Genomic DNA, 23105 nt, shown 5'->3' on the forward strand with positions numbered 1-23105 from the left:
CTTTTTTTATGGAGTTTTAAAGTAATGACTATAGAAATTGTACATGTAGCTGTTGGTGTTATTAAGAAAAATAACGCTATATTCATTTGTAAACGTGCAGATGAACAACATCAAGGCGGTTTATGGGAATTTCCTGGTGGCAAAGTAGAAGCAGGTGAAAGTGTTTTTGTTGCACTTAAACGCGAGCTTATTGAAGAAGTTGGATTAACAATTCACAGCTCTAGTCAACTTATGGTGATTGAACATGACTACGGCGATAAGTGCGTTAAATTAGATGTACACGTAGTGAGTAACTTTAGCGGTGAAGCACATGGCGCTGAAGGACAACCTAGTGAATGGGTAGCAATTAGTGAATTAGAAAATTATGATTTCCCTGAAGCTAATGCTGAAATTATCCAGAAAATAGTAGCCCGATACGCATAACAAACTAGGTACGAGTGAGCGCAATGAACATCTCAATACAAAATAAGCTAAGCGAACAATTAGCATTAAATCCTGAGTTAACTCAAGTTAGTGTGATTGGTAGCGGCCATATAAATAGTACGTGGCTACTTACGTGTATTGATAAACAGTTTATTGTGCAAAAACTTAATACTGAGGTATTTAAATACCCTGCTCAGTTAGTAAGTAATGCAAAGCTAATTGAGCAGCATTTAAATACCAGACAACTACAAAGCACTTACCCTCTTGCAACAGTTAAGCATATAGCTACGCAAAACAATGAATACTTAATAGAAATAGATAACGAACACTATCGTGTACTTAATTATATTAGTGACAGCTACAGCGAAGACGTTGTTAAAAACACGCAGCAAAGCGAGCAAGCGGCTTACGCCTTTGGCGTATTTGCTCATGCATTACAAGATTTTGATACACAACAACTACATACTGTAATTCCTGATTTTCATAACTTAGCGATGCGCTTTGAGCAATTAAATACCGCAATCACAAATAACTCTGTAAATAGAGTAAAGCACTGCGCTGACGAAATAGAATATTGCTTATCGCAGCAGCATTTAATTACTGAGCTTAGTAGTATAGCTAAGCAGATACCACTAAGAGTGTGTCATAACGATACAAAAATAAATAATATGCTGTTTTGTAGTGCAACTCACAAAGCAAAAGCAGTGATTGATTTAGATACCTGCATGGCGGGATTTCGGCTTTATGATTTTGGTGACATGGTACGCACTTTCTGCTCCCCCGAAGCCGAGGATTCAACAAACTTACGCAACGTTGTTATTCGAAAAGATATATTTTCAGCCATTGTTAAAGGCTATGTAACGCCATTAAAAAGTAGCATGAGTACAAAAGAACAAGAAAGCCTGCTGCTAGGCGCTAAAATAATGCCGCTCATGTTAAGTGTGCGCTTTTTAACTGATTACTTAAATAACGATGTGTACTTTAAAGTGGCTCATGCAGAGCACAATTTAGAGCGCGTACAAAACCAACTCGCGCTTTATAAAAACATACTGAGTAACGAAAAATGGATGCACGCGTGCTTAGTCGATGAACAAATTCAAGATACAAAAAAACCAGTAAGCTAAAAACTTACTGGTTTTTATTATTTACATACAATGTAATTACCAGATTTTTACGCGATCTTCTGGTTTGATATACATTTTATCACCTTCTTTTACGTCAAACGCTTCGTAAAACTCAGGCATGTTCGACAAGATACCGATTACACGGTAGTGACTTGGTGAATGAGGGTCTGTTAATAAACGATTACGTAACTCTTCATCGCGATAGTTACGACGCCAAATTTGTGACCAACCCATAAAGAAACGTTGATCGCCTGTGTAACCATCAATCACTGGTGATTTTTTATCACCTAAAGATAGCATATACGCTTTATGCGCAACCGTTAAGCCACCTAAGTCACCAATGTTCTCGCCAAGCGTTAGCTCGCCATTAACACTTGCATCTTCAAATGGTTTATATTCGTTATACTGTGCAACTAAAGCCGCTGTACGCTCTTCAAATTGCTTAAGGTCAGTCTCACTCCACCAGTTACGTAAGTTACCGTCACCGTCGTATTTAGCACCTTGGTCGTCAAAACCGTGGCCAAGCTCATGCCCAATTACTGCACCAATTGCGCCGTAGTTTACAGCATCATCCGCTTCTAAATTAAAGAATGGCGGTTGTAAAATAGCAGCAGGGAATACAATTTCATTGTTTACTGGATTGTAATACGCATTTACCGTTTGCGGAGTCATATGCCACTCAGAGCGATCAACTGGTTTACCCAATTTAGCAATCATGTCTGCGTATGCCCATTCGCTATAACGAATGTAATTGCCTACTAGCTCATCTGAGTTAATCTCTAGCTCAGAGTAATCTTTCCACGTGTCTGGGTAACCAATTTTAGGCGTAAATTTGTCTAATTTTTCTTTCGCTGCAAGCTTTGTTTCAGGGCTCATCCACTCAAGATTTTCAATAGCAACGCCATAACCTTTAATTACGTTATCAACTAACTCTTCCATGCGTGCTTTAGCTTCTGGCGGGAAGTTATCTTTAACGTATACCTTACCTAAAATTTCACCAAGTACACTGTTAGATGCATCAACCGCTTGCTTCCAAAGAGGTGCTTGTTCTTCTACGCCACGAAGTGTTGTGCTGTAAAAGTCAAAGTTAAGGTTAACTAAATCTTCACTAAGTAGCTCTGCATAACCACTTACAAAATGAAATTTTAAGTAGTTTTTCCACGTCGCTAAATCAGTGTCTTTGTAAATAGTAGCTAGTGCTTCTAAGTAGCTTGGTTGACGTACAATAATGTCACTTGCACTCACACCTGCATCTTTAAAGAATGCAGCTAAATCAAGGTCGCCCATCAACTTGCTTGCGTCTGCTACTGTCATCTTGTTATAAGATTTAGTTGCGTCACGGCTTTGCACGCGGCTCCACTGTGCATCAGCTAGTGTTTTTTCAAATGCAAGTACACTCTTAGCAGCTTCTGCTGCATTCTTAACGCCTGACTTAGCTAAAATATCAGTGATGTATTGCTCGTAAGAAGCGCGAATTTTAGTGAATTTTTCGTCATCGTTTGAGTAATAATCACGATCTGGTAAACCAAGACCCGACTGAGATAAATACAATGCATACTCGCTTGAATTTTTAGCATCGTTATTTACAAACCAACCAAACGGTAAAGTACCACCTTGTTTTTGAATTTTAGCCATTAAACCCACTAAATCAGCTTTAGATTTAACGCTATCAATTGTATCTAATGACGGTTGTAATGGCGTAATACCTAGCTCATTACGCGCATCTTTATTCATATAGCTTTTATAAAATGCACCAATTTTGTACTCATCACTGCCTTTTTTAGCGGCTTTGTTTGCGGCTGCACTTTCAAGGGCTATTTTCATCGCTTTTTGCGACTCATCATATAACTGCGAAAAAGAACCATAGTTAGATTTATCACCTGGTATTTCAGTTTTAGCTAACCACTCGCCATTTACATGGTAGTAAAAATCGTCTTGTGCGCGTACTGAACTATCCATATTAGCTAATTCAATACCAAGCTCTAGTGGTTTTTCAGCAGGTGCTGTTACTACTGGAGTGTCGGTTACTTTAGTTTCTTGTTGTTTTTCACCACAACCTACCAAGCCAAGTGCAAGTGCAATACTTGCAGCAGCCATTGTTACTTTATTCATAATGATTCCGTTTGTTAGTTAGAATTTAATACCAACTCCATTAAATTCTTGAATATAGCAGGAGTAAAAATAGCACTGCCTACACGCTTTTACTTAATGGAATGGGTATCAGGGACTTCAATCAATATACATTACCAGCCAGTATCATAAACCTCATTAGGGCAACAATAAAATGGAATATGTAACAAAGTATTTTGAATGCGGTGAGCTGCCAAATTGACCCCACCAATAACAAGATGGTGGGTAGTTAAGGCTCGCTTTTATTTTTTCCATGAAGCGCTAAACGCTCAAGTTTTTCTTTTAAAGAAGGAGGGGCCGAAGATGCTATGGCGTTTAAGTAATCAGCTGTTTGCTCACTCATTTTACGAGAGTTGGTAACTGCAGGACTGCCCGACTTATTCGCAGTACTTAATCGCTGAGTTGCTTGAGGATTTGCAGTTATTTTTATTTGCCCAAGCTCTGCCATCCCGGCGGCTCTAAAATGTGAAAGCATATCCATTTTTAGATAGTTAAGCCTAAGCGCGATAGGTGCAGATACCGCCTCTATCATTAGCGTACCGTCTCGGTAATTACTTACTCGGCATTTATCACCCAACTTAGGACCTAAAAAATCTTTTAATAAGGTTTGCTGTGTATCAAGTGCTTGGCTTTTGCCTGCATAAGCAGATAAACGATTATTTAACCCCGCCATAATATCGCTTAGCGGTTTTGGTGCATATCTATCTTTAGCCATTTTACACCTCGTAAAAGCTCACTTAGACCCAGAGATAATACTCTAGGTCTAAGTATACACTGCGTATTAATACTACGCGCCGGCTATTTGCATTTGCTCTATTAATATTGAGCCAGTTTGAATACCACCACGGCGCTCTATATCACCACCAATAGCAGAAATGCCTTTAAACATATCTTTTAAATTACCAGCAATGGTAATTTCACTTACAGGATATTGAATTTCACCATTTTCAACCCAAAAACCAGCAGCACCACGAGAGTAGTCACCTGTTACTGTATTTACGCCCTGCCCCATTAGCTCGGTTACTAATAAGCCGGTGCCCATGGTTTTTAATAGTGCAGTTAAATCGTTATGAGTTTGTTCAACAAGCCAGTTATGTATACCGCCCGCATGCCCTGTTGGCGTCATATTCATTTTACGCGCAGCATAGCTTGCTAATAAATAAGTTTGTAACTCGCCGCCTTGAATAATTTCTCTGTCAATGGTTTTAACGCCTTCGCTATCAAACGGTGACGACGCCAAACCTTTTAAAATATGCGGGCGCTCAGCTATATTTACACAATTACTAAATACCTGAGAGCCCAAACTATCAAGTAAAAAACTCGATTTACGATAAAGCGCGCCACCACCAATTGCCGACACTAAGTGACCAAACAATGAATTTGCAATATCAGCTCTAAAAATAACAGGCACTTTCATTGTGCCTAGCTTTTGACTATTTAATTTAGCGAGCGTTTCAGCTGCCGCTTCAAGCCCAACTGCCGCTGCGTCATTTAAACCCGCTTGATCGCGCGCAACCGTATAAGCAGAGTCGCGTTGCATCTGCTCGCCATTTTGACCTATCACCATAGTGCTAATGCTATGACGAGTACGTGGAAAACCGGTTATCAAACCATGGCTATTACCATAAACACGTAGCCCTTGATGCGATGAAAAGCTCGCACCATCAGAGTTAACAATACGCTCATCAGCATTTAGTGCAGCTTGCTCAGCAGCATGACAAAGCTCAATGCCTTCCTCAGGACTTACATCCCAAGGGTGGTATAAATCTAAATCTTTAGGATTAAATTCTAGCAATTCTTTATCAGCAACGCCGTTAAATGGGTCATCAGATGTAAACTTAGCTATATCAATCGCTTTTTCTACTACCATACGCAACGTTTTTGGATTTAAATCAGCGGTTGACGCCGAGCCTTTATTATTACCAACATATACGCTAATGCCTAAGCCGCCATCTTGGTTAAACTCAATGGTTTCTACTTCACCCATTCGAGTACTAACCGATAAACCAGATGTACTAGACATGGCCGCTTCGGCAGCTGTAGCGCCTAATTTTTTAGCATGTTCGAGTACTTCTGCTACCGCATCTTTAACTTGCGATATTTGAGAATAAATTGGATCGTTTTGTTGGCTTTTCATAAATTAAGTCCTGAGCCTTAGAGGCATAATGCACGCATTTCTTATATTTAAATGCTAACACACTCAATGCATCACATCAGCTAATATTCCTAAGTATCATATTCATGTATAATGGCAAAAGTTATTTTTATTTAAGAGCACCCCATGGCAAAGAAAAAAGGCAAGCCTGCTGAAATTGAAGAAGAAATTGAATATGTATCAAGAACGGAGCTTAAGCGCGAAGCGCAAGAGTTTCATCAGTTAGGTACTGAAATTGCCAAAATGGGTAAAAAACAGCGCGAACGCCTGCCATTAAATGACGATTTAAAAGCGGCAATGGTTGTTGCTGATAAAATAAGTAATAAAAGCGATGCGTATCGCCGTCACTTAAACTACATTGCTAAAACGTTGCGTACTGTAGAAAACATTGACGCTATTAGAGCGATTATCGACGTAATGCTTAATAAAAATAACCAAGCTGAAGTATTGGTCAAAAAAATTGAGCAACTACGTTCAGACTTAATTGAACAAGGTGATGATCTTATCAATGAGACTATTGAGCAGTTCCCGTCTCTTGATCGTCAGCAAATGCGACAATTGGTTCGTAATGCGGCAAAAGAAGCGAAAGCTGAAAAGCCTGGTAAAGGTTATAAAGAGTTATTTCAATATCTCAAAGATGCACATACCGTTACGTATTAATTAGACCGTATTAATTGATATTTTATTAAAAAAGGTGCTTCGGCACCTTTTTTGTTATAGATCAAACCGCCTCCCTGCGTACTTTTTTATAATCCCCCTAAATAAATACTTAGGTGCGCGTGATGATTAAACTTCCACAGTGGGATCAAACCCTAATAAACAAATATAATGTGTCTGGCCCGCGTTATACCTCATACCCCACGGCTCTATCACTGCGTGACGGTTATCAGCAACAAAACTTACTAAACGCGATAGAATCGTCAACGAGTCGTTCACTTTCTTTATATATTCATATTCCATTTTGTAGTCAGCTTTGCTACTACTGTGGCTGTAATAAAATAATTACCCGCCATCAATCTAAAGCAGATACGTATCTCGACTTTTTAGCAAAAGAAATTACTGCTCAAGCGCATTTATTTAAAAGCTACACGGTTGAGCAATTACATTTAGGTGGCGGTACACCCACTTTTTTAACCGCAAAACAAATGACCCGTTTAATAAAGCTTTTAGAGCAGCACTTTAATTTTACGCGAACTACTGAACGCGGTATTGAAATAGATCCACGTTCGCTTGCCGAAAACATGCTTGTTGATTTAAGGATGCTTGGCTTTAATCGTGTCTCGTTTGGGATTCAAGACTTTAACGACGACGTGCAACTTGCTGTTAATCGTCCGCAAAATGCAGATACGGTTAAGCAATTAATTACACAAGCTCGCGAGCTGGGATTTCAATCTATTAATGCAGATATGATTTACGGGCTTCCTCTGCAAACACCAGAGAGCTTTAAGCAAACTATAGAGCAACTTATTGAGTTAAGCCCTGACCGAGTATCGGTGTTTAACTACGCGCATTTACCAGAGCGCTTTGCCGCACAGCGAAAGATTAAAGATGCAGATTTACCCAGTGCACATAATAAACTCACCATGTTTAAAAATACGCTGGAGCAGATGACGCAAGCAGGCTATCAATTTATTGGTATGGACCACTTTGCAAAAATCGACAACGAACTAGCTGTTGCGCAAAATGAAGGGAAATTACATCGTAATTTTCAAGGTTATACAACCCATGGAAATTGTGATTTATTAGGCTTAGGCGTGTCATCCATTTCGCAAATTGGCACTGCCATTTTACAAAATCAAAAAGAATTAAAACATTATTACCACAGCGTAGAAACACAAAGCGGCTGTGCTCTTAATAAAGGTATGCATTTAACACATGATGATGTAATTCGTGCTGATGCTATTAAGCAGCTCATTTGCCAGTTTGAATTAGATATACAAGACTTTAGTAAAAAGCATGCGCTTATATTTAATGACTACTTTGAGGATGCGCTAATTGCGCTTACGCCACTTATAAAAGATGAACTAGTCACTATAAATGATAATAAAATTAGCGTAACACCACGCGGCAACTTATTCATTCGTATTATTTGCATGTGCTTTGACGCTCATTTACAAAAACAAATAAATGCGACACGCTTTTCACGAGTGATTTAACTAAAAACTGTCCGGCATAAAAAAAGCAGACCAAGGTCTGCTTTTTCTGAGTACTCGAAAAACTAGTTAAAAACCACTTTATCGCTGCCAGGAGCCGCTTTAAACTCAATGATAATTTTAGCGCAATCGGCTTTAACTTCATCTTTGAGTGTTTCTTCAGCTTGCCAGCGAGCCTTATCTAGCTTAAAAATCTCTTTTTTAGCGTATTTTTTACGTGCATCGTGTGTCGGCATTTCTTTAACTACCTGGTACATTTTATAAATGCCAGGGTACTGTATTGTTAAATCACGCTCGCTCTCAAAGCCATATTGAGACATAAGCACCCAAATACGTAAACAGCCTTCAGAAAACTCACACTGCTCTTCATTCATTGCACGCGCAATTAAATGAATACTATCGGCTAGTTTGGCATTTCGCTTTAAACGCGACTTCTCAAGCTTTTGCCTTTGTTCAGCCTGCGTTTTAGCAATTAACTTTTTTTGCGCATTTAACTTGTACAGCAACTGACCCGCATAAAATGCCAGACCAACTATTAGAGCAGCGCCTAAAAGTAAGGCTAAAATTACCGCGGTACTCATTATTTATCCTTACTATTTGTCGTCTTCATCTAACCATTCGTTGGCTAAATCGTCAGATAAGTATTGATCGAAATCAGAATTGCCTTTGCTTTCAATATCATCTTCAAGGTCATCTTCAAATTCGTCTTCATCCTCGTCTTCAATACCAAGAATTTCACATAACGCCTGATGACGAGCAATACGGCTATTAAAGTACTTAGCATCTTTACCTGTTAGCATTTCACCTTCTTCATGACGCTCTACTAATTTAAGTAAACGTTCGTCATTCTCAAGTGCTTCTAGCTCTTGTTCAGGTGTGAATTCAGGCTCGATTACCTTTTTCAGCTCAATAGTTGGCTTTAAGTTGCGTTTCATTTCAACTTTAGGCTCAGGCGCAGTTGCAATTAATGGTACTGGCTTTTTACTGCCTACACGCTTATCTTTAGGCGCGTGACCACCATTGTGGCTTTCGCTATCTAGTAAATCTGGCGCGTTACGAGAACCTGGCTTAGCGCCTTTGGTTTTTTTAACTCGCTGCTCTTTTAATGCGCGCATTTCTTTAAGCTTATCTTGGCTTAAACGAACAGGTCCGTTTGCTGGGCTTTTGCGTGACTTTTTAGTTCTACTCATATCTTGATCATCTCACTTAAGAGGTTTTGAGCGAAGCGCAAATTAATGGGCATCGCAGTGCTGGCCTAGCCAGAAGAATTCAGTTTGCGCTATAGAGGTTGGGTTTCCCATTTAAAAGCGCCTTAGCTAATTAATCGCTAATTTTAAACGGTGGGTATTGTAACAGGACAAATAAAAAGGCGGTAGAGAAAACATCTCTACCGCCTGCTAATCTGAGCGCCATTATCTGGACACTTCTCCCTTCGACTTTTTTTAGTCTTTATTATTTTTATTATTATCAGTCCGTATTGTTATTATTTTTACGTTCCTTGTTACATTCCATTTTGTTTTTATTATTAAACTTCCATGAGTTTTTTATTATTATCGGCCATCCTGACACTTTTTTATTATTTCCTTTAGTAGCACTAATCTTGTGCTATGTAGTCATGCCGCGCTACTTTCCTTGATAGTAATTTCCGTTTTATTATTGTTGTTTTGCGACAGTGGTTAATTTACTCGTTAATGATTTTGTTACAACTGGTTTATATAACTTTTATTATATTAATTACATTAGGATATTAAACTTAACATAAATTACAACAACTTAAGGTGCAACAAGAAATAAAAAGAAGACTTATCTTACAACCAAACATGGTCAATATCTTACATTTAAGCGGGCGATATCGTTAATTTTTGACACAAAAAAAGCAGCCAGGGCTGCTTTTTTTAACACATTGTAGTTTATTTATTATTAACTGCTAAATAAATACGACTTTAGTGTAAACCACCTAAGTACTGAGATAGTACTTCAATGTCTTTATCTGTTAATTTCTTTGCAATGTCGCCCATCATGCCATTTAAGTCATTATGACGAGTACCATCACGGAATTTTTCAAGTTGAGACTTGATGTATCCTGGATGCTGAAAAGAAATTTTTGGAAACTTAGCCAGTGACGAGCCATTACCACGTGGACCATGACATGCTGCACATGATGGAATTCCACGCTCTGCGTCGCCTGCTTTAAAAAGCATTTCGCCAACTTCAACAACATCTTTAGGTGTAGCACCTTCAGACATGTTCATTGAAGAAAAATAAGCAGCTAGATCTTTCATGTCTTGCTCGCTAAGTGGCATAGCCATAGCGCTCATTACTGGATCCATACGCCCTTCTTTGCCGCCTGACGTCATACCTAATTTTAAATCCTGAAGTTGCTTAAGGATATAATCTGGATGTTGACCTGCAATTTTAGGGTAAATATTAACCGGCGCATTACCGTCTGGGCCGTGACAAGCCGCACACGTTGCTGATTTTTCTTTACCTGCGTTTACATCGCCATCAAATGCTGTTGCGTTGCTTGCTGACAACGCACCAAGCAATATTGTTAAAGATAGTGCTATTTTTTTCATGGTGAATTCTCTGTTTCCGACCCTGTATCATCTACAATCGTGATGCTGTAATACATATATTCTACACGATAATAAATTCTCTGGCACGTTTTCTACACATATTAAGCTTATAATTTACAGGGTTTTGACTTAGATTAAGCTTTAACATGTTTTAAATGTACCATAGGTGCTGTTTTTAGGTGGTTAAATACGCTTTTTAATACATCCTTTATAGTATAAAATACGCGCCCTGAGTGAATTTGGTTTACTCAACGTTATTTTTTTAAGTTTTAGGAGAGCCTGTGCTCAAATCTCGTATCAAATATAATACTGCGTCTTTCGTAACAAGCGCTCCCGACATTACTAAATTACCTGCTGATACGGGAATTGAAGTTGCGTTTGCCGGTCGCTCCAACGCAGGTAAGTCGAGTGCATTAAATGCATTAACCGATCAAAAACTAGCACGTACAAGTAAAACACCTGGACGTACTCAGCTAATCAATACATTTGATTTAGCTGATGTTGACGATATGCGCCTTATCGATTTACCAGGCTATGGTTTTGCTAAAGTACCAATCGAAATGAAAAAGAAATGGCAGAAGTCGTTAGGCGAATATCTACAAAAGCGTCAAAGCTTAAAAGGTATTGTTATTTTAATGGATATTCGTCATCCATTAAAAGATTTAGACCGCGATTTAATTAATTGGGCTATTGGCAGTGAAATTCCAGTATTGGCTCTATTAACTAAAGCCGACAAGCTAAAGCAAGGTCCTCGTAAATCACAAGTGCTGCAAGTTCGTCGTGAATTAAGTACGCTTGATGGGGATATTACAGTTCATGCATTTTCATCATTAAAAGGCACGGGTTTACCAGAAGTGGCTAAAAAACTAGATGAGTGGTTTTTAGGTCCTGTTATTGCTGTACCACCTACCGATGAAACAATCACAGACGAAACTAACCCAGAAGTCTAAACGCTGGCGTTACGATAAATAAAACTGCTTTCCTGCAGATTTAATAAAATAGCCGAGCTTGTCAGTCTCGGCTTTTTCAGCCCACTGATAAAATACACTTCGCGTAACACGCGCACTACAGCCATAAGGTAGCTTTAAATAAGGTACTTTAGACCCTTTGTAATCTTTTATAACTAAGGGTTGCTGAGCGCTCACTAACCACTGCCTAGCTAAATTATCAATACAACACAACACCGGCCCTTGCGCTGTATTTTCAAAACGCCAATCAACAATAATAAACGGCGCATCATCAACCGTTATTGTTATTTTTTCGGCCGGTGTTTTTAAATAAAATAGCTCACCTTCTTTACATAAAACAGAAGCAAACAGCTTCACCATGGCTAGGCGTGTTATTTCGCTGCCATCGTAAAACCATTTCCCCTCATGATTAATGACAATTGGCAGTTCACCACAATGAGTTGGCTGCCAACTATCAAAAGGTTTGCTTGGCTCGCTTAATTGCTTGCTAAGCTCACTTAAAGAAATCACTGCTTTTTAAGTGTAATTGCAAAAGTAACAGGTACTGCTGTTGCAATTGAAGGTAAGCCCGCTAGCTCTTGCAGCTTTTTAACGCCTTCGGTTACACCAAAATCAGCACTATTAATAATAATAGGTGTTAATGATGATACCGTTAAATCACCACTTTGCGTGCTGCTAACGAGTACATCAATTGCCAATGGCTTTTTATTACCGTGAAAATCAAGCTCAGCTTTAATACCCTTCAATACATATTGACCAGGCTTTTTAATATTACTCAGCTCTTTAGTTAAATTTGCAGTTAAAACAGCATTTGGAAATTTATTCGCTTCGAACAACAATGACGTTAAACGCTCATTACGAATAGGAATTAAAGTTTCAGCTGATGTTAAATCAACATTAACGCTAAACTCACCTTTATCAGAAAGCATACCTTCAAGGTTAGTAAAATGGTGAGCTTCAGCAATCGAATCTTTTTTAATTGAAACAAAGCTTAGTTGGCTTTTATCATTCACTAGCTGCCAATTGGCCTGAGCAACATTAGAAATGACTAAACTTGATAAAGAAAAACCTGCAATAGCTAATGCTTTAAACATAACGCACTCCTTAGTAATAAAATGAAAAGAATAAAAATAATATCGCTTCGATGGTATCACCTGCGATGTACCCAAACCACCTCGAAATGACGAATGAATAATACAATTGGTATGGCGCAATAAAGAATTAATTAGATAGGATTTTCAGGCGTAAAACAAAAAACGGCCCACCAAACAAGTTGGTAGGCCGGTATAGCAAACTGGGGAGAAGCTATCAATTTGTTGCACCCTTTCAGATGCATCATCAACAGGATGTCCTACAGGATAGGACAGACGGGACTTTAACAAAAGCACGCATTAAAATACAATCATATTCCTGTAAAACAGCTCGAATTGACGAACATATAACTATTTAATACAAATAGTTGCTTAAATTAACCTTATTTTAACTAAAGCTTGCATATACCTGATTGAACCGTTGTTATTCGCCATTTTTATTAAACATAAAAAAAGCGCCAAAAGGCGCTTTAATTAAAATGCTTAAACTGCATTAATGGGCTTGTTCCCAGTTGTCACCTTCATCGGCTTCAACTATAAGTGGTACATCTAGCGCAGCAGCTTGCGACATTAGTTCACAAATATGTTTTGTGTATTGTTCTGCGCAGTCTGTTTTAATTTCAAATACTAATTCATCGTGTACTTGCATAAGTAGTTTAATTGTATTTGGTGCTTGTTCGTGTACCCAACGGTTAACGCTCAGCATTGCTTTTTTAATAATATCGGCGGCAGTACCTTGCATTGGTGCGTTTATAGCAGCACGTTCGGCTCCTTTCCTGCGCGCCCCATTACGTGCGTTTATTTCTGGTAAATGTAGACGACGGCCAAATATTGTTTCAACGTATCCATTTTCAGCTGCTTTTTCGCGTGTTGTTTCCATGTATTCTAATACACCAGGAAAACGCTCAAAGTATTTATCTATGTAATGCTGCGCCTCATGGCGTGGCACATCTAGTTGACGCGCTAAACCAAATGCCGACATACCATAAATCAAGCCAAAGTTTACTGCTTTCGCCTTACGGCGCATATCGGTAGTTACATCATCAAGCTCTACACCAAATACTTCAGCGGCAGTTGCACTATGTACATCTAAGCCGTTAGCAAATGCATTTAATAGACCTTTGTCTTGTGAAAGATGCGCCATAATACGCAGCTCAATTTGACTGTAATCGGCAGCGACAATTTTATAACCATCTGCAGCTATAAACGCTTCACGAATACGACGTCCTTCTTCTGAACGAATAGGAATATTTTGTAAATTAGGATCAGTTGAACTCAAGCGTCCCGTAGCTGTAATTGCCTGATGATAAGACGTATGTACACGCTGGGTTTTCTCATTGACCATTAATGGTAATTTATCGGTGTAAGTTGATTTAAGCTTTGATAAACCACGGTGCTCTATAATTACTTTAGGTAGCGGATAATCATGAGCAAGCTCCTGCAGTACTTCTTCTGCGGTAGAAGGTGCACCTTTAGGTGTTTTTTTAATAATAGGCAACCCAAGCTTTTCGAACAATAATACTTGTAGTTGTTTTGGAGAACTTAAATTAAATGGTTCGCCTGCTATTTCAAACGCCTCTTTTTCAAGCTCAATTAAACGCTCGCCTAAACGTTGACTATGCGCTGCAAGCATGTTGCTATCAATTGCAACACCGGTGCGTTCAATATCAGAAATCACACTAACTAGCGGCATTTCTATCTCTTCAAATACCGATTTTAGCTTTTCATCAGCTTCAATTTTTGGCCAAAGCACTTCGTGTAAACGCAAAGTAATATCGGCATCTTCTGCGGCGTAAGGCGCTGCTTTTTCAAGTTCAATTTGGTTAAAGGTAAGTTGCTTTTTGCCTTTTCCAGCAATATCTTCAAAGCTAATATTTTTATGACCTAGGTATTTAAGTGCTAACGAGTCCATATCGTGACGCGTGCCTACACTATTAAATACATACGACTCAAGCATGGTGTCAAACTTAATACCATTTAGCGCAAAGCCTGCATTCGCTAATACGCTTTTGTCATATTTGAGGTTTTGCCCTACTTTAGCTTTATTTTCATCTGCCAAAATTGGACCTAGCTTTTGCATTACAAATTCAAGGCTTAATTGCTCAGGCGCACCCGGGTAGTCATGCGCTATAGGTAAATACACAGCTTCGCCCGCTTTTACGGCAAAGCTCATACCCACCAATTGCGCTTTCATGTAATCAAGGCTGGTTGTTTCAGTATCAAATGCAAATAACTCAGCACTATTTAATTGCTCTATTAGCGTATCAAATTGCGCCTCAGTTAAAATAGTTTCGTAATGAGCATCTTCAACTTTTGGTAATTCAGTGGCTTCGGTAGGTACAGCTAGATGCGTTTCTGCATCTTTAGGATTATCAAGTAACTCAGCTAACCAACGACGGAATTCGCACTCACCATATAATGCAATTAATTCGTCTTTGTTAGGCTCTTGAAGTTTGAATGTGTCAAGGTCAGATTCCACTTCAACATCGCACTTAATTGTCGCAAGTTCGTAGCTCAAAGGAAGATGATCAAGCGCAATTGCTAACTTTTCACCTATTTTACCTTTAATCTCACTGGCATGATCCATCACACCTTGAAGAGAGCCATATTTTTCTAACCATTTAACCGCAGTTTTAGGTCCACAACCTTCAACACCGGGAATATTATCGACCTTATCACCCATTAATGCTAAGTAATCGATAATAAGTTCAGGGCCTACACCAAACTTTTCAACCACAGTAACGGGATCTGAAATACTGTCGGTCATCGTGTTTATTAGCGTAACGTGTTCATTAACAAGCTGTGCCATATCTTTGTCTCCAGTAGAGACTAAGACATGTCTTTTTTGCTCTGATGCTATACGTGCAAATGTACCAATAACATCATCAGCTTCAACGCCTTCAATACTAATTAGCGGAAAGCCCATCGCTTTAATAATACTGTGTATAGGTGCTATTTGAGTGCGTAAGTCATCCGGCATAGGCGGACGATTTGCCTTATATTCGCTATACATATCGTTACGGAACGTTTTACCTTTAGCATCAAATATAACCACCATATGTGAGGGATCGTATTGTCTGATCAAGCTTTTAAGCATGTTGATCACGCCATAAATAGCGCCCGTAGCTTCACCTTTAGAATTAGTTAAATGCGGCGGAGAATGATAAGCACGAAATAAATATGACGAGCCATCAACTAAAATAAGTGGGTTTTCGGGGATCTGAGCCATGGTGAATTTGGATCCTAAATGCAAAAAATTAAGGTAATTATAAGCATGCCATAAGGTAGTAAATAAAACGACAGTGAATTACTGCTTATCGTGTTATTAAAACTATAGCAAGCTGTGGATAAGTGTGTAGATAACAGCCACGAGCTATTCTTCCAAAGCATTATAAAATGCCTAGAAAATACTTTAACTGTATGTTTTAATTTAAAAAAGATAATACGAGGTTCTTTTTTTATTATTTTAAACCAATGTGGAAAAAGGTTTTCTAACGACTGCTTGTGTTGTTATTCACTTTGATTATTCGCGTCCATTTAAATAACCGGAGGAGTATTCTAGCACAATGGATCGAAGATCATAGCGATCCTTTATAATTTTTTTAAAGGCAAAGTGATCGCAAATGGCATAAACCGCAATACAACTTGCATAGAGAATGATTTTTGTACTAAAAATTTATTTTCGCGAGAAATTTTGAGCATGTTAGACTTCATCCGATCGACTTATAAAAAAGACTTTAGGGGCACAAAAGCATGAAAAACGTAGCGGTAATATTAGCAGGGTCTGGTGTGTACGATGGTAGTGAAATTAATGAAGCAATTTTAACTTTATTACATATAGCCAAAAATGGCGCAACGTATCAGTGTTTTGCACCGGATATTGAACAACTTCATACCATTAACCATTTAACGGGCGAAGTAATGCCTGATAAACGTAATGTATTAACAGAAGCGGCTCGTATTGCACGGGGTGACATTAAATCGCTGCTTGAACTAGACGTAACTCAGTTTGACGCATTAATTGTACCTGGCGGTTTTGGCGCTGCAAAAAACTTATGTGACTTTGCAATTAAAGGCGCAAAAGCAAATATTAATGAAGACGTACTTAATACTTGTAAATCATTTGCAAAAGAAAATAAGCCTGCTGGTTATATGTGTATTGCACCCGCTTTGATCCCATTTATTTACGATAACGCTGTACTTACGATTGGTAACGATGCAGAGACAGCACAAGCGCTAAGCACATTAGGCGCTAAACATATAAATTGTGCAGTAGATGATGTTGTTATTGATCAGCCAAATAAGCTAGTTACAACCCCAGCTTATATGCTTGCGCAATCAATTATTGAAGCCGATGCAGGGATCGAAAAACTAGTTAGTAGCGTATTATCAATAAATTGATCTTAGGATCTAAAAGTTAATTGTATGACTGTTTGCACTTATTAAATTGCTTAACAAAAAACAGTAAATAATTAAATTTTATTGCGTTAACGCAAAAAGTAGTCAGTTTTATTAATAAAAACGCCTCTTAGCATTTTATAAATTGGCTCAGAGAGTTATAATCGGTTTAATTTCCGTCATCTTTAATCGTGATTGATCACGTTCAAATCGAAGTGAGCAAGGCAAAATGAAAAAATTAACAGCTGCAGCATTATTAATGCTAGCAACCACTGCATACGCACAGCCATATGATAACTCTATGACTGAAGATGCAATTAAAGCACGTCTCGCGCCGGTTGGTGCTGTATACCTTGAAGGCGATAAAGCTGCTGTAGCAGCGGCGCCTACAGGCCCTCGTTCTGGTGAGCAAGTGTATCAAGGTGCATGTTTTGCATGTCACGGTACTGGTGCATTAGGCGCGCCTAAATCGCCTGACGATTGGGCTCCACGTATAGCTAAAGGTAAAGACACTTTACTTGAGCATGCACTAAATGGCTTTAATGCGATGCCTCCAAAAGGCACCTGTATGGATTGTTCTGATGATGAGATAAGCGCTGCTATCGACTTCATGACATCTAAGTAAATACAGCTGAAATACACAAAAAAGGTTTACTTCGGTAAGCCTTTTTTAATACCTAAAATAGTGTTTCTAGCCAGTATGGTAGTACGAATATCAACTTGACGATAAGCGCTAAAAGTGAAAGTATAAGGCTAATAACTATACAATAAAAATAGCCGGTTAGATCATTGGAAGATAAACTCTCAGTATCGAGTAAATTGGCGTATCAAAATAAACGTCTAAAAACATTACTCAATAAATACAAACAATCACATCACTTACAAAATGCGCTGATACAATTATCAGAGCAAGCAAGTACTGTTGCCGAGCTAACCCTACTTTATCCCGCTATCCACGACATTTTACAAAAATATGTGCCGAGTAAAAGTTTTTATGTGGTGCTATTAAATCAATACAGTCAATCGTTAGAACTTTCTTACTTTTCAGATGAAAAAGATGGTATTGCCGTCGCCCTTAACCAATCAAATAGCTTTGATGAAGGTGCCACTGGTTATGTATTTAAACAGGGTAAAACCACATGTTTTACCAAGCAGCAAATGCAAAATGCCGCAGCAGAAGGCTTATTTAAAGCATTAGGCACTCCAGCAGAGCATTGGGTAGGTGTACCGGTTTACCAAGAACATAATATTATCGGTGTTTTAGCAGCGCAAAGTTACGATACAAAACAAGGCTATAGCTCACAAAAAATACAATTACTTGAGTTTATGTCGCTTTATTTAGCAACTGCAATAGAGCGTGTAAAAAAACGAGAGCTCCTTGAGTCAGAAGTTAAAATTCGTACCCGAGCACTCACTCAAAGTAACGACGCGTTAAACCTTGAAATAGAACAACGCAAACGCGCACTTCAACGCCAACAAATTCTGTTTAAAATATCTGAAATAGCAACGCAAGCTAAAAACCTTGATGATGCTTACTTTAAGATACATGAAATAATAAAAACAATTACCTACGCAGAGAACTTATATATTGCACTTTACGATAAAGAGTCTGGCTGGATAAGCTTCCCTTATTGTGTAGATGAATTTAAAGAAAACACACAACCAAGACGCTTTGCTAAAGGTTATAGTGAACTGGTAATAAGCACTGAAGAAACGCAACTTATACACCCGTGTAGAGCAAAAGAATTAATAGAAAGCGGTGTAGTACAAAGAGCTAAGCCTGTACAAAAAGAGCAAATGGCCACTAGTTGGTTAGGCGCTCCACTTAAAACAGCTCAAGGTGTTATCGGCCTTATTGTTTGCCAAGCTTACGATAACAAACATATTTTCAGCCGGGATGATTGCGAGTTAATTACCTTTGTATCTCATCAAATTGCAGCGGTTTTACAAACCAAGCTCACCAATCAAGCGATTGCAAAAAGCCATCAAGAACTCGAATTTAGAGTAAACGAAAAAACCAAAGAACTGCGTCAAACAAATCTGCACTTACAAATGCAAATAGATGAGCGTAAAAAAATAGAGCAGCAGCTTTATCACGACGCACATCACGACTCTCTTACTAGCTTACCTAATCGCAGCCTCTTTTTAACTCAGCTTGAAAAAACACTACAACATTATCAGCGCTTTCCTGAACATAATTTTGCTGTTTTATTTATTGATTTAGATAAGTTTAAAGACATTAACGACCAGCTTGGTCACCATGCTGGCGATCAGTTTTTAATTAACGTTAGTGAGTTATTTGCCCAGTGTATACGCGAACATGATTTACTAGCACGCTTAGGTGGCGATGAGTTTGTTATTTTATTAACGCACTTAACTGAGCCTCAACAAGCAGAAGATGTCGCTAATCGTATTATCGATTTAATGAAAAAGCCTTTTTTCCTTAAAGGCGAATCACTTCAAAGTGGTGCTAGTATAGGAATAACCTACTCAAAGAAAAGCTATACGCATACGGATGAAATTATTCGTGATGCCGATGCTGCAATGTACCACGCTAAAAACTCCGGAAAAAATCGCTACGAGCTATTTCATCCGCTATTAACGCAATCAATACCTGCGCAGGCACTAAAAGCACAACATCACCTTGATATATTACCTATGAGTTTTAGAAGCTCTGAAATAATTACTCTTGATGAGCAACATCAGTCTGAATCTTTATTTGAAGCATTTGGTGAACACCCAATACTTGGCTTTACTAGCTTTGATATTTTGAAAAAGTTTGCATCAGATAAAGAACAGCACCTCGAGATAGAGTTACAGTTATTACAACGCGCTTATGCACAAGCAATTACCGCAAATGTAACTATGGCGCTGGTTCCTTGCTCTGGTTTACTACTCGAGGAGCACGAATTTGTTTTATTTACAGATACGCTAAATAAACAACAAGGACATAGCCAGCTCTGTTTGCTATTTGATGAGCAAGAAATTCGTCACGCAAGCGCAACACAAATAGAAAACCTCAAAAAGCTATCACAACTTGGTTATTCAATTGGTTTAAACAATTTCGCTAAAGATCGATGCGAACTTAATTTACTAACCGATATTAATTTTGACTACCTGCTACTTAGCTCGACCTTTAGTAAACGTGTTTTACAACAAGAAAGTTACGATTTTCAGCTACAGGGCGTGCTTGCAATTACGAAGCTCAAAGCAATGAAAGTCATTGCTAAAGGCCCATCAATACTTAATTTTAGAGCTTTACTAGACAAGCACGGTTTGGCATTTTTTGTGGGAAAACAACACGCTCTAGTGTGCTCTGAGTTACCTGAAATACAAGCAACCCAGTCTTTATAAAATTAGCCTGAGGTATTACTCAGGCTTTTTAAACATTGCACGAAGGTTAGCGACTCTTGCTTGGCCTTTTTCCATTCGCTCTGCTTGCGTATTTGGCGCCTTTTTATTTTCAAACGCGAGATCGTCCTGCGGTAACTCTTGTACAAATCGGCTTAACTCAGTTTGTGAGGTTTCACCAAATTGACGACGTATTTTTGCATAAGTAAGTGTTAACTCCTGCTGCGCACGAGTAATACCAACATAAGCTAAGCGGCGTTCTTCATCTACGTTATCTTCATCAATACTTACCTGATGCGGAAGTAAGCCCTCCTCCATACCTACCATAAATACGTATGGGTACTCTAAGCCCTTAGATGCATGCAGTGTTGATAAGTGCACCGCATCGGTTTCATCTTCTTCTTCGTTACGCTCAAGCATGTCGCGAAGGGTTAGCTTGCTAACAACCTCGGCTAATGTCATTGGTTCGTTGTCGGCATCACCGGTCAACATATCGGTGATCCAACGATACAACTCAGATACGTTTTTCATACGCATTTCAGCGGCTTTAGCACTCGGTGACGACTCGTACAAATATGCCTCGTAATTAATATTACGCACTAAGTCTTTAACAGCTTCGAGCGTATCACCGCGTACTGCGTTATCTGATAGCTCAACAACCCAGCGTGCAAACCCAGCAAGCGCATTAAAACCACGCCCTTTTAGTCTGTAGCCTAAATCGTTATCAAAACAGGTAGCAAATAAGCTCATGTGCTTTTCGTTAGCAAGCGTACCAAGCTTTTCAAGTGTAACCGTGCCTATTTCGCGTCGCGGTGTATTTACGATACGTAAAAATGCATTGTCATCATCTTGATTAACTAGCAAACGTAAATACGCCATAATATCTTTAATTTCTGAACGAGCGAAAAACGACATCCCGCCACTAATTTTATAAGGGATACGGTTACTCATTAATGACTTTTCAAAGCCACGTGCTTGATGATTACCACGATATAAAATCGCGTAATCTTTATAGCTGGTTCGCTTCATAAACTTATGTGAAATTATTTCAGCAACCACACGCTCAGATTCATGCTCTTCATCGCGGCACCCTATTACTTTAATCGGCTCACCATAACCTAGTTCACTAAATAACTTTTTCTCTATGTCATGTGGGTTATTCGCAATTAAAATGTTAGCCGCTTTTAGTATTCGCCCTGCACTTCGATAGTTTTGCTCAAGCTTTATAAGTCTAAGCCCTGGGTAGTCTTTACCTAGTAGCACTAAGTTTTGCGGGCGAGCACCACGCCATGAGTAAATTGATTGATCGTCATCACCTACCACAGTAAAACGGGCACGCTCGCCTACTAGCAATTTAACAAGTTGATATTGGCTTGTATTGGTATCTTGATACTCATCCACCAGCAAATATTTAAAGCGTTGCTGCCAGCGCTCACGAGATGTGGCGTTATTAGTAAGTAACAAAGTAGGGATCATAATTAAATCATCAAAATCTAGTGCGTTATAAGCACGTAGCTGATTTTGATAGCGAGCATACAGCTGTGCAAACAATGCCTTTTGCGCATCACGCGCTTCGCGTATTGCTTGCTCTGGCAGTACTAATTCGTTTTTCCAACTACCAATTTCCATTTTAAGTAGTTTGAGTAAGTCCTTGTCTTTTTTTAGCTCATCTTCGGTGAGCTCACTTAGAAGCTGATTGGTATCTTGATCATCAAATAACGAAAAGCCGGGTTTAAACCCTAATGTGCTTAACTCTTTTTTTATTATTTCTAAACCGAGTGTATGAAACGTTGATACCCATAAACCTTTAGCGTCTTGCTTTCCGAGCGTTTGCAGTACTCGTTCACGCATTTCTTTGGCTGCTTTATTGGTAAAAGTAACAGCGGCTATATTTCGCGCTTTGTACTCACATTTTTTCACTAAATAAGCGATTTTATTCGTAATAACACGGGTTTTACCAGAGCCTGCGCCTGCGAGTACTAAGCATGGACCACTAATATATTTTACGGCTTCATCTTGTTTAGGATTGAGTTTCATAACGACCAAAGAAATTTAAAAGACGCGCAATTTTAACGTAACCATTACTGCGAGCATAGCAATTGCCTTAATTAATTAAGGTAAAGATGATCATGTGTTAAATACCGTGGGTATAAGGTAATATTAGTTATTATTATTTTAGGCCGCATCGAAGGGACAAATATGATCAACCCAGCAAAACTTGAAGAAATTGCTAAGCAAATTACTAGCAATATGCCACAAGGTGTAAAAAACCTAGCAGAGACACTCGAAGGTAAAACAAAGCAAGTTTTACAAAACAAGCTTGCTGAGATGGATTTTGTGAGCCGTGAAGAATTTGATGTGCAAAGCCAAGTACTTATTCGTACTCGCGAAAAACTAACCGAACTTGAAGCTAAAGTTGCATTGCTTGAGCAACAACTTAGCACTAAAACTGATGCTGAATAATTATACCAATTGCATTAAATTAGTGTTCTATTATAGCGATAAGAAAATAGCTCAATAACAAGGCTAAAATTATGGTACATAGTTGTTCTATATAAATAATTTTTAACGTAGTTAGTGAGTTATTTAATACGCTAGAATGATCATTTTTTTAATAAAATTGGTATTAATTTAATGTACAAAAAAGGCAGCTTAGGCTTAATGCCAGTCAGTTAACAGCTGACTGGCTTTTTTTATTGGGGTATTTACTGGGTTTTGGTTTCACACACCTCGGAT

19 protein-coding genes are annotated in these 23105 nt (G+C 38.6%); 9 read left to right on the forward strand and 10 right to left on the reverse strand.

Annotation, left to right across the window (positions count from 1 at the left end):
- The first annotated feature begins 24 nt into the window (after positions 1-24).
- Both mutT and I6E85_RS03220 read left to right on the forward strand, forming a co-directional pair.
- Positions 25-423 carry an 8-oxo-dGTP diphosphatase MutT gene (mutT, locus tag I6E85_RS03215; RefSeq protein ID WP_024600414.1) on the forward strand — a complete coding sequence of 133 codons (399 nt, stop codon included), beginning with the start codon at positions 25-27 and terminating at the stop codon, positions 421-423.
- A 23-nt stretch (positions 424-446) separates the two neighbouring features.
- Positions 447-1547: a phosphotransferase enzyme family protein gene (locus I6E85_RS03220; protein WP_197236588.1), complete on the forward strand. Its 1101-nt coding sequence runs from the start codon at positions 447-449 to the stop codon at positions 1545-1547.
- Between the two features lie 36 nt (positions 1548-1583).
- Here the strand turns inward: I6E85_RS03220 and I6E85_RS03225 are convergent, their stop codons facing one another.
- The 3 genes from I6E85_RS03225 to pmbA form a co-directional block, all read right to left on the reverse strand.
- Positions 1584-3659 (reverse strand): M13 family metallopeptidase, encoded by a 2076-nt coding sequence (locus I6E85_RS03225; protein WP_197236589.1) that lies wholly within the window; start codon positions 3657-3659, stop codon positions 1584-1586.
- Positions 3660-3906: 247 nt separating this feature from the next.
- Entirely contained in the window at positions 3907-4392 is a 486-nt protein-coding gene (locus tag I6E85_RS03230; protein ID WP_197236590.1) for a DUF721 domain-containing protein, read from the reverse strand.
- A gap of 72 nt (positions 4393-4464) precedes the next feature.
- The gene (pmbA, locus tag I6E85_RS03235) at positions 4465-5814 is read right to left on the reverse strand and encodes a metalloprotease PmbA (protein ID WP_197236591.1); all 1350 of its coding nucleotides are present in this window, start codon (positions 5812-5814) and stop codon (positions 4465-4467) included.
- A gap of 144 nt (positions 5815-5958) precedes the next feature.
- On the opposite strand from pmbA, the gene yjgA reads away from it, so the two are divergent.
- The gene (yjgA, locus tag I6E85_RS03240; RefSeq protein WP_007582068.1) at positions 5959-6492 is read left to right on the forward strand and encodes a ribosome biogenesis factor YjgA; all 534 of its coding nucleotides are present in this window, start codon (positions 5959-5961) and stop codon (positions 6490-6492) included.
- A gap of 122 nt (positions 6493-6614) precedes the next feature.
- Positions 6615-7988 carry an oxygen-independent coproporphyrinogen III oxidase gene (gene hemN / locus I6E85_RS03245; protein ID WP_024600408.1) on the forward strand — a complete coding sequence of 458 codons (1374 nt, stop codon included), beginning with the start codon at positions 6615-6617 and terminating at the stop codon, positions 7986-7988.
- A 62-nt stretch (positions 7989-8050) separates the two neighbouring features.
- On the opposite strand, the gene I6E85_RS03250 is transcribed toward hemN, so the two are convergent.
- From I6E85_RS03250 to I6E85_RS03260, 3 genes are all read right to left on the reverse strand, one after another.
- Positions 8051-8566 carry a DUF2489 domain-containing protein gene (locus I6E85_RS03250; protein ID WP_197236592.1) on the reverse strand — a complete coding sequence of 172 codons (516 nt, stop codon included), beginning with the start codon at positions 8564-8566 and terminating at the stop codon, positions 8051-8053.
- 12 nt (positions 8567-8578) lie between these two features.
- The gene (gene yihI / locus I6E85_RS03255) at positions 8579-9175 is read right to left on the reverse strand and encodes a Der GTPase-activating protein YihI (RefSeq protein ID WP_076925350.1); all 597 of its coding nucleotides are present in this window, start codon (positions 9173-9175) and stop codon (positions 8579-8581) included.
- 753 nt (positions 9176-9928) lie between these two features.
- Entirely contained in the window at positions 9929-10561 is a 633-nt protein-coding gene (locus tag I6E85_RS03260; RefSeq protein WP_024600405.1) for a cytochrome c, read from the reverse strand.
- Between the two features lie 281 nt (positions 10562-10842).
- On the opposite strand from I6E85_RS03260, the gene yihA reads away from it, so the two are divergent.
- Positions 10843-11511 carry a ribosome biogenesis GTP-binding protein YihA/YsxC gene (gene yihA / locus I6E85_RS03265; protein ID WP_197236593.1) on the forward strand — a complete coding sequence of 223 codons (669 nt, stop codon included), beginning with the start codon at positions 10843-10845 and terminating at the stop codon, positions 11509-11511.
- A gap of 9 nt (positions 11512-11520) precedes the next feature.
- Here yihA and I6E85_RS03270 read toward each other — a convergent pair whose 3' ends face one another.
- The 3 genes from I6E85_RS03270 to polA form a co-directional block, all read right to left on the reverse strand.
- Entirely contained in the window at positions 11521-12039 is a 519-nt protein-coding gene (locus tag I6E85_RS03270) for a DUF1285 domain-containing protein (RefSeq protein WP_024600403.1), read from the reverse strand.
- Positions 12036-12623 (reverse strand): YceI family protein, encoded by a 588-nt coding sequence (locus I6E85_RS03275; RefSeq protein WP_197236594.1) that lies wholly within the window; start codon positions 12621-12623, stop codon positions 12036-12038. The genes I6E85_RS03270 and I6E85_RS03275 overlap by 4 nt, the downstream gene beginning before the upstream one ends.
- A 490-nt stretch (positions 12624-13113) precedes the next feature.
- Positions 13114-15849: a DNA polymerase I gene (gene polA, locus I6E85_RS03280; RefSeq protein ID WP_197236595.1), complete on the reverse strand. Its 2736-nt coding sequence runs from the start codon at positions 15847-15849 to the stop codon at positions 13114-13116.
- 524 nt (positions 15850-16373) lie between these two features.
- On the opposite strand from polA, the gene elbB reads away from it, so the two are divergent.
- From elbB to I6E85_RS03295, 3 genes are all read left to right on the forward strand, one after another.
- Positions 16374-17021 carry an isoprenoid biosynthesis glyoxalase ElbB gene (gene elbB / locus I6E85_RS03285; protein ID WP_024592112.1) on the forward strand — a complete coding sequence of 216 codons (648 nt, stop codon included), beginning with the start codon at positions 16374-16376 and terminating at the stop codon, positions 17019-17021.
- A gap of 226 nt (positions 17022-17247) precedes the next feature.
- On the forward strand, positions 17248-17643 hold the full coding sequence (locus tag I6E85_RS03290; RefSeq protein WP_007582093.1) for a cytochrome c5 family protein: 396 nt from the start codon (positions 17248-17250) through the stop codon (positions 17641-17643).
- 164 nt (positions 17644-17807) lie between these two features.
- Positions 17808-20372, forward strand: coding sequence for a diguanylate cyclase (locus tag I6E85_RS03295; protein ID WP_197236596.1), 2565 nt, complete (start codon positions 17808-17810; stop codon positions 20370-20372).
- A gap of 15 nt (positions 20373-20387) precedes the next feature.
- On the opposite strand, the gene rep is transcribed toward I6E85_RS03295, so the two are convergent.
- Entirely contained in the window at positions 20388-22406 is a 2019-nt protein-coding gene (gene rep / locus I6E85_RS03300; RefSeq protein WP_024589913.1) for a DNA helicase Rep, read from the reverse strand.
- A gap of 162 nt (positions 22407-22568) precedes the next feature.
- On the opposite strand from rep, the gene I6E85_RS03305 reads away from it, so the two are divergent.
- Positions 22569-22832 carry an accessory factor UbiK family protein gene (locus I6E85_RS03305; protein ID WP_007582099.1) on the forward strand — a complete coding sequence of 88 codons (264 nt, stop codon included), beginning with the start codon at positions 22569-22571 and terminating at the stop codon, positions 22830-22832.
- Positions 22833-23105: the final 273 nt, after the last annotated feature.

Origin of the sequence: Pseudoalteromonas sp. NZS71, assembly GCF_015864715.1 — a bacterium.
GTDB classification, from domain to species: Bacteria; Pseudomonadota; Gammaproteobacteria; order Enterobacterales; family Alteromonadaceae; genus Pseudoalteromonas; species Pseudoalteromonas arctica.